Genomic DNA, 13065 nt, shown 5'->3' on the forward strand with positions numbered 1-13065 from the left:
TTATACAAAAAGATCATCATATCCATTCAGCTGTGAAAAGGATATGATGATCTTTTTTATTCCGTATCTGACGTAATTCCGTTATAGCTTCATTTATTACGGTCAGATACCGGAAAATATAAAAGTGAACGCAAAACAGATTCTGTTTTCACTGTAATTATTCAAATGAATACTTGCTTCTTGGTACATAAGTTGTATGGAGATATTCGTGGCACTTATGTGAACCAGGAGTTTCGAAGAATTCTTTATACAGGAGATCCATTACAGGGCTTTCGTGTGATCTTCTGAGTTCCATGCTGCTGTCAGCATCGTAGAGAGCCTTTGATCTGAGAGTCTTGAGATCCACAAAGTTTCTTACGCTGTCGCTCTGGACCGGCTGACCGCCGCCGTTGATGCATCCTCCCGGACAAGCCATAATCTCGACGAACTGATAATCGCGCTCGCCGCTCTTAATTCCTTCGATGATCTCTCTTGCATTTGCAAGACCGGATGCAACAGCTACCTTAACTGTTACGCCGCCGACTGTGTAGCTTGCTTCCTTGATGCCTTCAGTACCGCGCACTTCTGTAAATTCAAGTGCCTCGCACTTTCCGTCAAGCTTTACAGCCGCTGTTCTGAGAGCTGCTTCCATTACACCGCCTGTTGCACCGAAGATAGCACCTGCGCCTGAAGCTGTTTCAAACGGATCGTCAAACTTTTCATCAGGAAGAGCATTAAAGTCGATGCCGGCCTCTCTGATCATGCGGCCGAGTTCGCGTGTTGTAAGAGCAACGTCAACATCAGGAGTGTCATTTCTGAACTGCTCTTTTCTTGTCACTTCAAACTTCTTTGCAGTACAAGGAATAACGCTTACCACGAAGAGATCCTTCGGATCGATACCGTTCTTCTGAGCATAGTAGCTCTTGAGAACAGCGCCGAACATCTGCTGAGGTGACTTGCAGCTTGAAAGGTTAGGAAGAAGTTCAGGATAGTTGTGCTCCAGGAACTTTACCCAGCCCGGACAGCACGAAGTGAACATAGGCAGTTTGCCGCCGTTCTGTATTCTCTCGATAAGCTCGTTTGCTTCTTCAACTATTGTAAGGTCGGCTGTAACATCCATGTTGAACACATGGTCAGGGCCGAGTCTTCTGATGGCAGCAGCCATTCTTCCTTCGACGTTGGTACCTACTGGCTCGCCGAATTCCTCACCGAGAGTTGCTCTTACGGAAGGAGCTGTAAAGAAGATGACCTTCTTTGAAGGATCGGCGATCGCATCCCAGACCTTCTGTTCACTGCTCTTTTCAGTGAGAGCGCCTACAGGACATGCAACGATACACTGACCGCAGCCGACACATGAAGTTTCAGCAAGAGGTACGTCAAACGGTGAACCGATGTGAACGTTGAATCCACGTCTTATGCTTCCGATAACGGAAACACCCTGAACATTTCTGCAGGCTGCAACGCATCTCATACACTGGATGCACTTGTTGTTATCTCTTACAAGATACGGTGTGGAGTCATCAACAGGCTTGTCCATGGTCTCAGGCATAAATCTGTCCTCATCAGCGCCGTAGGCAACGCTGAGCTTCTGAAGCTCGCAGTTATTGGCTCTTACGCATGACAGACATTTTTTCTTATGATTTGAAAGCAGAAGTTCAAGAGTTGTCTTTCTTGACTTTCTTACCTTAGGAGTATTAGTGAACACTTCCATGCCCTCTGAAGCAGGATGTGTACATGCCGCAACAAGTCCGCGTGCGCCTGTTATTTCAACAACACAGATACGGCAGGCACCGATACAGTTGATATCCTTCAGATAGCAGAGTGTAGGTATATCCACACCAGCTGCCTTTGCGGCTTCAAGAACAGTAGAGCCGGCAGGTACTTCGACCGGAATACCATTTATTTTAAGATGAATCATTTCCATAGTATAAATATCCTCCTGTGCCTTACTTTCTGACAATTGCGCCGAACTTGCAGTTACCTATGCATACGCCGCACTTGATACACTTGTCTGTATCGATGACGTGCGCTTCCTTAACTGTGCCTGTAATAGCGGAAACAGGACACTTTCTTGCGCAGAGCGTACAGCCTTTGCACTTGTCAGCGATGATCTCGTAGTGAAGCAGGCTCTTGCATACGCCTGAAGGACATTTCTTTTCGTTTATGTGGGCAAGATATTCGTCGCCGAAATACTGTAAAGTTGAAAGTACAGGGTTCGGAGCTGACTGACCGAGAGCACAGAGTGAAGATGACTTCATGTGTGTTGCAAGGTCACGGATCTTTTTGAGATCTTCAGGCTCACCCTTTCCTTCAGTGATCTTTTCAAGAAGCTGGAGGAGCTTTCTTGTACCTACACGGCACGGAGTACATTTACCACAGCTCTCATCTGCAGTAAAGTTGAGGTAGAACTTTGAAACGTCAACCATACAGTTGTCTTCGTCCATTACGATAAGTCCGCCTGAACCCATCATTGAACCGAGAGCTGAAAGGCTTTCGTAGTCGATCGGCGTGTCGATGTGCTCTGCCGGGATACATCCGCCTGAAGGGCCGCCTGTCTGAGCTGCCTTGAATGCCTTGCCGTCAGGAATACCACCGCCGATCTCTTCGATGATCTCGCGGAGAGTTGTACCCATCGGAACTTCAACGAGTCCGACGTTTGTGATCTTGCCGCCGAGGGCAAATACCTTGGTACCCTTTGACTTTTCAGTACCGATGGCAGAATACCATTCAGCACCGTTTCTTATTATCTGAGCAATGTTTGCGTAGGTTTCAACGTTGTTGAGCAGTGTAGGCTTTCCGAAAAGGCCCTTTACTGCCGGGAACGGAGGTCTTGGACGCGGTTCACCGCGGTGACCCTCGATGGATGTGAGAAGAGCTGTTTCCTCGCCGCATACGAACGCACCGGCACCGAGTCTTATCTCGATGTCGAAATCGTGGCCGGATCCGAGAATGTTCTTACCGAGAAGTCCGTATTTTCTTGCCTGATCAAGGGCGATGCGGAGTCTGTGTACGGCAACCGGATATTCTGCTCTTACGTAAACATAACCCTGATGTGAGCCGACAGCGTAGGAAGCTATGATCATGGCTTCAATCACGGCATGCGGGTCGCCTTCGAGGATAGAACGGTCCATGAATGCACCCGGGTCGCCTTCGTCGGCGTTGCAGGCAACGTACTTTACTTCACCCGGAGCATCCTTGGTAAACATCCACTTGCGTCCTGTCGGGAATCCGGCACCGCCTCGTCCTCTGAGGCCGGAGTCGAGAACTACCTGACAGACTTCATCAGGTGTCATCGATGTGAGCACCTTGTAAAGTGCCTGGTAACCGTCAGTTGCGATATATTCTTCAATATCTTCAGGATCGATGACGCCGCAGTTTCTTAATGCGATTCTCATCTGCTTTTTGTAGAAATTAGTTTCGCTTAATGAAATGATGGATCCGTCATCGTGAACTGTTTCCTGATAGAGAAGATCCGTGCATATCTTTCCTTCGATAAGGTGTTCGTCAACGATCCTCTTTATTCCTTCAGGTGTTGCCTGTGCATAGAAAGTTCCCTCAGGATAAACGATAACGATCGGTCCGAGTGAACAGAGACCGAAACATCCTGTTCTGACAACGAGTATCTCGTCAGCTATTCCCTTTGCAGCGAGCTCGGCATTCAGAGCTTCGAGAACCTCCATGCTGTGTGATGACTGACATCCTGTACCGCCGCACACAAGCACCTGCTTGCGGTATCCCGTTACCTTTGAAAGCTTTTCACCTTCCTCGGCGATGATAGTTCTGACTTTAACGATATCCGCTTTTGCGGCTTTGATTTTATTAAGTTCTTCAATAGTCATACTGCCATATCTCCTATTCTGTATAACTGTCTATGATACCAGCGACCTGTTCCGGTTTGAGTTTGCCGTAAACGTCGTCATCAACGAGCATAACAGGAGCAAGTCCGCATGCGCCTACACAGCGGCATGAATCGATGGAGAACATACCGTCAGGTGTGCATTCACCGCTCTTAATGCCAAGCTTTGCTTCAACAGCCTCAAGTATCTTGTCAGATCCCTTGACATAGCACGCTGTACCGAGACAGACGCTTATTCTGTGCTTACCCTTAGGAGTAAGAGAGAACTGCGAATAGAATGTGGCTACTCCGAACACCTCGGACAGTGATACGTTCATTCCGTCAGCGATCATCCTCTGTACCTCAACAGGAAGATATCCGTAGATCCCCTGCGCTTCCTGCAGTGCCGGCATCAGTCCTCCGGGCTGGTCATGGTATCTGGCGATGACCTCCTTAAGCTGCGCCTCCTGCTCAGGAGTTCCCTGAAAAGGAATAACGTTTTTTTCAGTCATATTATAAACCTCCTACAAAGAAATCATATAACATATTATGAACAATTGTTTTCCTGAATTGCATTATTGTTCTAACATTTGTAAAGTACTATATACCAACATAAAGCAAATACGTAATCTCTTTAATTATACGCTATTTTTCATTTTTCTTCAAGGCTTTTCCTGCAATCTGATTTAAAACTTCTTGCGGTATTTTTATGAAAATCTGATAAAAAAACAGCCGTTGTCCTTGCTATTCGGTTTAATATTTAGTATACTATAGTAAACACGAGAAGAAAGGAGTCCGATAGTATGGAATTTGATCTTTCAGTTCTGAACAAGGAAAATCCGTACAATATTAATATAGAGAAGTTCATTGAACAGTTTTACGGATTTATACAGATCAATCATCTTTATGATTCGGCAATACACATGATTGAAACAAAGCTTGAGATAATAGACAGTGAGTTTCAGTCAAATTTTTCAAGAAACCCGATACACAACATCTCGAGCAGACTCAAGTCGCCGGAAAGCATTGCGAACAAGCTTATAAAAAAAGGTATTCCCATCACTGCGGAATCAATACTGAGCAATCTGCACGACATTGCGGGGGTAAGAGTTATCTGCCACTACATCGAGGATATTTACCAGATAGCGCACTATCTTTCGATGCATGACGACATAAGAATAATCAAGCAGAAGGACTACATTCAGAATCCGAAGCCGAGCGGATACCGCAGTCTTCATCTTATAGTGACGGTTCCGGTTTATCTTTCAACCGGCAAAAAGGTGGTGCCTGTTGAAATACAGATAAGGACCATCGCTATGGACTTCTGGGCAAGTCTTGAACACCAGCTGAGATACAAGACCAAAAACAATGTACCGGCAGATCTTTCAAAAGAACTGAGATCACTTGCTGACACCATAAACAGCACTGACATGCGCATGGAAGACATTTATCACAAAATAAATGATCTTGATGACGAGGAATAAAATCCGGAAACAGCGATTTCCGGATATGCAGACCCGATCCAAAACGGGTCTGTTTTTTATCGCCAGTTCATTATAAAAAATATATTTGATTTTTCTGTTGAATTTGTATTAAATTACTGATATAATAAGAGTGTATGGGGCAGATTTTTTTACATCTGCTTTGGTTGGTTCTTAGAAAACACGACAGGTGTTTTCCGTGTTAATTATTGAAAGGAGAATTTCAAGTGAATTCATTATCAAAAAGAATCGTTTCATCTGTAACAGCTCTTGTTCTTGCTGCTTCAGGTGCGACAGTTTTCGGCGGTACAAAGGCTGAAAACACAGTAACTGCCGCAGGCAGCTACAACTACGCAGAAGCTCTTCAGAAGTCAATGTTCTTCTACGAAGTACAGCAGGCCGGCGTTCTTCCTGAATGGAATGAAGTTTCATGGCGCGGCGACAGCATGGTGAACGACGTTGTTCCGGGCGGCTGGTTCGATGCCGGTGACCACCTTAAGTTCGTTCTCACAAACGCATACTCAGCTACTCTTCTCGGATGGGGCCTTGTTGAATACGGTGACGCAGTTAAGAAGGCAGGCCTTGATGAACTCTACAAAAACAACCTCAAGTGGGGCCTTGACTACATAGTTGAATCAGACAAGGGCGACAGCATCGTATACATGATCGGTGAAGGCTCATTCGACCACGTATGGTGGGGCAGTCCTGAAGTTTACATGAACAAGTACATCCTCAAGGGCGGCAAGGATCCTCGTCCTGCTTACACATGCCAGGACAGCTGTATCGAAGCTCAGATGGCATGTGCTCTTGCAGCCGGCTACATGGTATTCGGAGACGAAAACTATCTTAAGCACGCAAAGGATCTCTTCAAGAGAGCCGACGCTGAAAAGTCGATCGGCGATGACAAGGAAGAACATCCGTACTACAAGCCGTCATCTTTCTACGATGACCTCTTCTTCGCTGCAAACTGGCTCTACAAGGCTACAGGCGAAAAGGATTATCTCGACAAGGCTACTTCATATGTCCCTAACCTTGACAAGGAACAGCAGTCAGAAGAAATGAAGTTCACATGGGGCCACTGCTGGGATGACACAACTCAGGGCGGTATGCTCCTCTACGCTCAGAACACAGGCGAAGATGAATGGAAGACTCAGGTAAAGAAACACCTCGAATACTGGACAACAGGTTACGGCGGAAAGCAGATCAGCCACACACCTGACGGCCTTGCATGGCTCTTCCAGTGGGGTTCACTCAGACACGCAACAACAACAGCATTCCTTGCATCACTCGCAAGCGACACTATTTTCAAGGATGATGCTGACTTAAGCAAGAAATACAACGAATTCGCTAAGTCAACAATGGACTACTGCTTCGGCGATAATGCAAACAAGATGTCCTACGTTCTCGGTATGGGCGAAAACAACCCGAAGGCACCGCACCACAGAGCAGCCAGCGGTATCCATGATGACCACTGGAACGAACTCGGTACAACACCTAAGGCTGCTGAAGCTAACGGTGAAACATGGCAGACAGAATATGCCCACACTCTCTACGGTGCTCTCGTAGGCGGTCCTGGCAGCGACGGTTCTTACAAAGACCAGGTAAATTCATACGAGAACAGTGAGGTTGCCATCGACTACAACGCAGGATTTACTGCTGAACTCTGTGCACTTATCGAAGACTACGGCGGAACAAAGCTTGCTGACTTCCCTGAAAAGGAAACTCCGAAGTGGGCTGAATGGGAAGTTGCTGCAGTAGTAAACGGCACACCTGGCACAAGCTACACAGAACTCAAGACATGGACAATGAACCACACTGCATGGCCGGCAAGAGTAGCCAAGGACGTTGCATTCCGTTACTACTTCGACATAAGTGAAGTACTTGAAGGTGGCCTTTCAGTAGACGATATCAAGGTAGAAACAAAGTCACAGCAGTATTCACAGGGCGAACCTGGTTATGCTATAGCAAACGGTCCTGTTCAGTACAAGGACAACATCTACTACGCTGAGATCAAATTTGAAGACGGAAGTGCTATCATGCCGACAGGCCAGAGCGAACACAGAGACGAAGTTCAGTTCAGAGTTTCCATCCCTGATGCAGTTGACGGCAAGTCCACAGCAGGCTGCTGGGATACTTCAAACGACTGGTCATATGAAGGCGTTGAAAAGGCAACAAGCCTTAAGAGCAATGATTCACTCAACGAACACATCTGCGCTTATGTAGACGGCGTTCTTGTATGGGGCGAAGAACCGGACGGCACAAAGCCTTCTGCTGACCCGACAGTAATGCCAACAAACAAGCCGGCTCCTACAAAGACACCTGATCCTACTAAAACTCCGGATCCTACTAAAACTCCGGATCCTACAAAAACTCCGGATCCTACAAAGACACCAGACCCTACAAAGACTCCTGACCAGACCAAGACTCCGGATCCTACAAAAACTCCGGATCCGACAAAGACTCCTGATCAGACACCTACATCAACACCGGGCGGCAATGAACCAACAGAGAGTGCTGTTCTCGGAGACGTTGACTGCGACGGCAAGATCGATATAACAGACCTTTCAACACTTGCTCTCGCACTTGTTGATCACAAGGAACTTAAAGGTCAGTCAAAGATCAACGCTGACGTTGACAAGGACGGCAAGGTTGCTCTTACAGACCTCGCTACTATCAGACAGTTCGTTTCAAAGAAAATCGATAAGTTCTGATAACGAAGCAAATATCCGGAAACTGTTTTTGAACAGATAACAGGACGAGGTTCCGGAAGTCCGGCAGAGCCGGATTTCCGGTTTAACCGGATTATCCTGTGGTCACATAATGAATAAAAAAACTGCGGACCTCCTGGTTCGCAGTTTTTTTATGTATTCTATTCATACCTGTCACTTAACAGATCAACAGTATTTCTGCTCAAAGACTGTATTGTAAGCAGATACTTTGGTTCAGCAGCAGCAAACGCCCTGGTAACCCGCAGACTCATCCATTTGTAAATGTTATTTACCGACAGCAGCCTGAACGGCTCTTCAATAAACGTGGACCCTTCTGCATCCATTCGTTCGCAGAATTTCTCGCTGATGAAAAAGTCCCTGAATCTCGCCTGGTCATTTTTATGGATATAGTTTTCCATGAAATACTTAAGTCCGAAATTTATGCTTTCACTGTTGAAAAGGTTCTTAAAACCGGAACTTGAATAGATTTTGTGGATCCTGTCTTCATCAGGGTACATCATCATTACGATTTCATAAGTCGAATAAACTACCTGGCTGAATTCCTGCATGTCATCAGAACGGTTATCTGAAATATGCGGATCGTAAAGATTGATCATCGCAGCTATCATCGTACGGTTTCCGTAGCTTGCGATACGCTTTGCCTTGAAGGTGAAATAACCGCAGTTCATGACATTGTCGATAGTCTGTATTTCATCAGTTTCACAGACCATGTCCATGAAATCAAAGAACACCTGATGGAACTTTCTTTCGTCTTCATTGATCGCTTTTTCCAGAGCTTTCTCAGAACAGATGCCAAGCTTATGAAGATCTTTTATATATGAGTCGTTTATATAAAGATAATTTGCGTTTACACCATTGTACTCGATAAGGCCGAAAGATACGCCGCTGACATATCCGCAGATATCCTCATCTTCCGAAAAGGATGTACTGCTGCACCCCATAGGATTCGGACTCAGGAAATTGACGCGTCCGACTGTTTCCATGTAGGCTCTTTCCTCCGGTATCTCAACACCTGCAGGACATTCGATGAAGAATTCGGCCAGATCATCAAGCGAAAGAGGCTTTGAAAAGTAGTATCCCTGGAAGATCTCACAGCCTATGCTTTTCAGGAAGTCAACATCTTCCTTTGTCTCAACACCTTCGACAAGAGCGTGAATGTTGATCACCTTGGCCATGCTTATGATGGCTGCAAGGATATTCTTTGAACGCTTTCCATTGTTGCTTAAGAAACGCATGTCTATTTTAAGCACATCAAACTGATAATCCTTAAGTACATTGAGAGATGAAAATCCGCTTCCGAAGTCATCCATATAGATATTAAAACCTGAATCATGAAACTTTTCAAAATTCTCCTTCAGAGCAGCAGGCTCGTCAAGCATAACGCTTTCAGTGATCTCAATATTAACAGCATCACGCGGAACACCACGGCGTTCCAGCACTTCCGTGATATCGTGCTGCATATCTCTGTGATAGAAATCTATCCTTGAAAGATTTATGGAAAACGGTACAGTACTGATTTCCTTCTCCTTAAGATACAGATAGGCATCGCATACACGTTCAAGTATAGCTAAGTCAAGCTTGTGTATAAGCTCATGTTTTTCAAGTACAGGAACAAATTCCACAGGCGGAATGACCGTACCGTCCGGAAGTATCCATCTTGCAAGTGCCTCACATCCGCAGACACTTCCTGTAAGAGTTCTGATTTCCGGCTGGAAATATGCAATTATCTGTTTTTCCGCCAGAGCCTTTTCGAAATTATCTAAAATAAACTTTTCATCAGTCAAAATGTACACCCCCGTATTAATCCGCTGATCACAACAAATATAAAAACAGGATCCCCGGAAGTATATATTTTTTAAAGGTATATACGCCGGGGATCAGTTATTTCCGTTAATGATTATTATCCGTTCTGTTTCTTGTCGTCAATGTCAACTACTGACTTGATACCTGCAGCAAGACCTGCAATTCCCTGGATCTCGCTTGGGATAATGATCTTTGTAGCCCTGCCGTCTGCAGCCTTTGCAAAAGCTTCAAGTGACTTGAGGGCGATAACCTTTTCGCTTGGAGAAGCATCGTTGAGTTTAACGATACTATCAGCAAGTGCCTGCTGTACAAGTTCGATAGCTCTTGCTTCACCGGTAGCTTCAAGGATCTTCTGTTCCCTTGCGGCATCGGCACGGAGGATCATTGCTTCCTTTTCAGCCTGAGCCTTGAGGATCTGAGCCTGCTTTTCAGCTTCTGCACGAAGAATCTGTGAATCCTTTTCACCTTCTGCAACGAGGACTGCTGATTTCTTTTCACCTTCAGCCTGAAGGATCTTTTCACGTCTTTCACGTTCAGCCTTCATCTGCTTTTCCATGGCATCCTGGATCTCACGAGGAGGAAGGATGTTCTTGAGTTCAACACGGTTTACCTTGATGCCCCATCTGTCTGTTGCTTCGTCAAGCTTTGCTGTGATCTTTGTGTTGATGAAGTCTCTTGATGTAAGTGTGGCATCGAGTTCGAGTTCACCGATGATGTTACGGAGTGTTGTAGCTGTTAGATTTTCGATGGCTGCCATCGGCTTTTCCACGCCGTATGCAAACTGCTTTGCATCTGTTACCTGGAAAAATACGACTGTATCGATCTGCATTGTAACGTTATCTTTTGTGATAACCGGCTGCGGCTTGAAGTCAACAACCTGTTCCTTGATCGATATCTTCTTGGCGATCCTGTCAGCAAACGGTACTAAGAAGTGGATACCTGTTGTCCATGATTCGTAGTACGAGCCGAATCTTTCGACTACGAACTCCTGTGCCTGAGGAACTATTTTGATGCATGAAATGATAATAAAGAATAAAATAATGCAAATACCTATAATTACATATACTCCCATAGTGTTCACCTTTTCCTTTTCATTGTTTCGTTTTGTTTTTCTCTTTTTCTCATGAACTTAAACGGTTTTTTCAACTGTAAGCCTTGCTCCTCCGACTTCGACAACCGTAACAGTCTCGCCTGACTTTATCATGCTTCCGTCTTTTGACGATGCACTCCAGTCAATTCCCTGGACTCTTACACGGCCGGTACCGGCTGATGCGTTGATGTCTTCGATGACAAGCGCAGTTTTTCCAAGATCAAGTTCATGGTTTGTAGGGACAGCAGGCTTTCTGAGCTTTTTTAACAGCGGTCTTGTTGCAAGCAGCATGACAGCAGTAACTACCACAAAAACTGTAAGCTGTCCGACAAATGGAAGCTTAAAGGAAGATGCGAAAGCTGCCAGAGCACCGACTGCAAACCAGATCGATATCAGCTGCATTGAACACAGTTCAACAACAACTGCAAGTACAAAAATCACTGCCCACAGAATCATCTGCATATCCATATATTTCTCTCCTTTCTGTTTCAGACCCCGGAGCACTGTCGTTACAGAGATCAGTGTACTCCCTGTCTGTTTACAAATATATTTTAACACAATATGCGCGAATATTCAAGTATATTTGTTAATAATCACATAAAAATATATCTTCAAGTGTTATAATTTGGATGATATTTAGCTTGCAAATTACTGGTTTTTTTCCTGACGGGTGTGATATACTTTTGTTATGATCTGCATAATTTCAGAAAAAACACATTTAAGGAAACGCTGATTTCGTCATAAATCAGCGTGGGGCACGGAGCGAAGCCACGCAATCTCCACAACCGGAAATACCAAAGCCGTATTTCCGGTTTAATCAGTGTTTCCTTAACAGGAAGGAAGAAACATGAAGGAAGTAAAAGGAAAATTCGGATTTGCAAAGATCTTTACAGATGTAACAGACGAAAATGCTATGGCGCAGATAGCTGAGCTCTGCGACCTGCCGATGAGTGAAGGGGCTGTTATACGAATAATGCCGGACGTTCACGCCGGTGCAGGATGTACCATCGGTACAACAATGACGATAACTGACAAGGTCGTTCCGAATCTTGTCGGTGTTGACATAGGCCGCGGAATGGAAACGGTAAAGCTTAAGGAAAAGCACATCGAAGTTCAGATGCTTGACAAGCTTATCTATGCAAAGATACCGTCAGGATTTGATATACGTGAAACGCCGCACCGGTACATCGAACAGATCGACCTGACGAAACTTTACTGCTACAAGCACATCAATCCGGAGCGCGCTGAACTCAGTATCGGTACGCTCGGCGGCGGCAATCATTTTATTGAAGCAGACAGGGGCGATGACGGAAGTATTTATATTGTCATCCATTCCGGTTCACGTCATCTTGGTGTGGAAACGGCAAAGTACTATCAGGAGGAAGCATTTAAGCGGCTGCATACTGATAACAGGGAAGAAATAAAAGCAGTCATTGAAAAGCTGAAAAGCGAAGGCCGTGAAAGCGAGATACAGACGGAACTTCTGAAGCTTAAGAAGGTCACCGTTCCGGATATTCCGAAGCATCTTGCCTACTGTGAGGGCGAGCTTTTCGACCAGTACATCCACGACATGAAAATAGTCCAGCAGTTTGCCATGCTGAACCGTCAGGCGATGATGGATGAGATCATAAAAGGCATGCATCTGCACGTTACTGAACAGTTCACCACCATACACAACTACATAGACACCGATACAATGATACTTCGTAAAGGCGCTGTTTCCGCTGAATCAGGTCAGAAGCTGCTTATTCCGATAAACATGCGTGACGGAAGCCTTATCTGCACAGGAAAGGGCAACCCTGACTGGAACTGTTCAGCCCCGCACGGCGCCGGCCGCCTGATGTCCCGCTCGCAGGCAAAGGAAAGCTTTACGGTCTCGGAATTCAAAAAACAGATGAAAGGTATCTACACCACATCAGTAAACGCACAGACCCTCGACGAATGCCCGATGGCCTATAAGTCACTTGATGACATTGTGAATAATATAGGCGATACGGCTGAAATAAATGACATCATTAAACCGATATACAATTTCAAGGCAGGCGATGAATAATCAGAACTTCCCGCAGCGGTACGTATTAACACGGCTTTTAATCCTCACATAACAAAAAGGCGGCTTCGTTTTAACTTAATAAAACGAAGCCGCTT

At 45.4% G+C, this 13065-nt stretch carries 9 protein-coding genes; 3 read left to right on the top strand and 6 right to left on the bottom strand.

Annotated elements, in window-relative coordinates:
- Window positions 1–157 precede the first annotated feature (157 nt).
- From CC97_RS08150 to nuoE, 3 genes are read right to left on the bottom strand one after another with little or no spacing between them, the layout of a single operon-like run.
- Window positions 158–1903 (bottom strand): NADH-dependent [FeFe] hydrogenase, group A6, encoded by a 1746-nt coding sequence (locus CC97_RS08150; protein ID WP_044974557.1) that lies wholly within the window; start codon window positions 1901–1903, stop codon window positions 158–160.
- A 22-nt stretch (window positions 1904–1925) separates the two neighbouring features.
- A complete protein-coding gene (locus tag CC97_RS08155) occupies window positions 1926–3818 on the bottom strand; it encodes an NADH-quinone oxidoreductase subunit NuoF (protein WP_081850034.1) in 1893 nt (630 codons plus the stop codon).
- 13 nt (window positions 3819–3831) lie between these two features.
- Window positions 3832–4326, bottom strand: a complete 495-nt coding sequence (gene nuoE / locus CC97_RS08160) for an NADH-quinone oxidoreductase subunit NuoE (protein ID WP_044974558.1) — start codon at window positions 4324–4326, stop codon at window positions 3832–3834.
- Between the two features lie 291 nt (window positions 4327–4617).
- On the opposite strand from nuoE, the gene CC97_RS08165 reads away from it, so the two are divergent.
- Window positions 4618–5298 (top strand): GTP pyrophosphokinase family protein, encoded by a 681-nt coding sequence (locus CC97_RS08165; RefSeq protein ID WP_049962777.1) that lies wholly within the window; start codon window positions 4618–4620, stop codon window positions 5296–5298.
- 224 nt (window positions 5299–5522) lie between these two features.
- Window positions 5523–8006 (top strand): glycoside hydrolase family 9 protein, encoded by a 2484-nt coding sequence (locus tag CC97_RS08170; protein ID WP_049962778.1) that lies wholly within the window; start codon window positions 5523–5525, stop codon window positions 8004–8006.
- Window positions 8007–8164: 158 nt separating this feature from the next.
- On the opposite strand, the gene CC97_RS08175 is transcribed toward CC97_RS08170, so the two are convergent.
- The 3 genes from CC97_RS08175 to CC97_RS08185 form a co-directional block, all read right to left on the bottom strand.
- Window positions 8165–9808 (bottom strand): EAL domain-containing protein, encoded by a 1644-nt coding sequence (locus CC97_RS08175; protein ID WP_049962779.1) that lies wholly within the window; start codon window positions 9806–9808, stop codon window positions 8165–8167.
- A 116-nt stretch (window positions 9809–9924) separates the two neighbouring features.
- A complete protein-coding gene (locus tag CC97_RS08180; RefSeq protein WP_044974559.1) occupies window positions 9925–10899 on the bottom strand; it encodes an SPFH domain-containing protein in 975 nt (324 codons plus the stop codon).
- A 57-nt stretch (window positions 10900–10956) separates the two neighbouring features.
- Window positions 10957–11385: an NfeD family protein gene (locus CC97_RS08185; RefSeq protein WP_049962780.1), complete on the bottom strand. Its 429-nt coding sequence runs from the start codon at window positions 11383–11385 to the stop codon at window positions 10957–10959.
- Window positions 11386–11764: 379 nt separating this feature from the next.
- Here CC97_RS08185 and CC97_RS08190 point away from each other — a divergent pair, with 379 nt between their 5' ends.
- On the top strand, window positions 11765–12970 hold the full coding sequence (locus CC97_RS08190) for an RNA-splicing ligase RtcB (protein ID WP_044974560.1): 1206 nt from the start codon (window positions 11765–11767) through the stop codon (window positions 12968–12970).
- The last annotated feature ends 95 nt before the right edge of the window (window positions 12971–13065 follow it).

It is taken from the genome of Ruminococcus sp. HUN007 (genome assembly GCF_000712055.1).
Classification (GTDB): domain Bacteria; phylum Bacillota; class Clostridia; order Oscillospirales; family Ruminococcaceae; genus HUN007.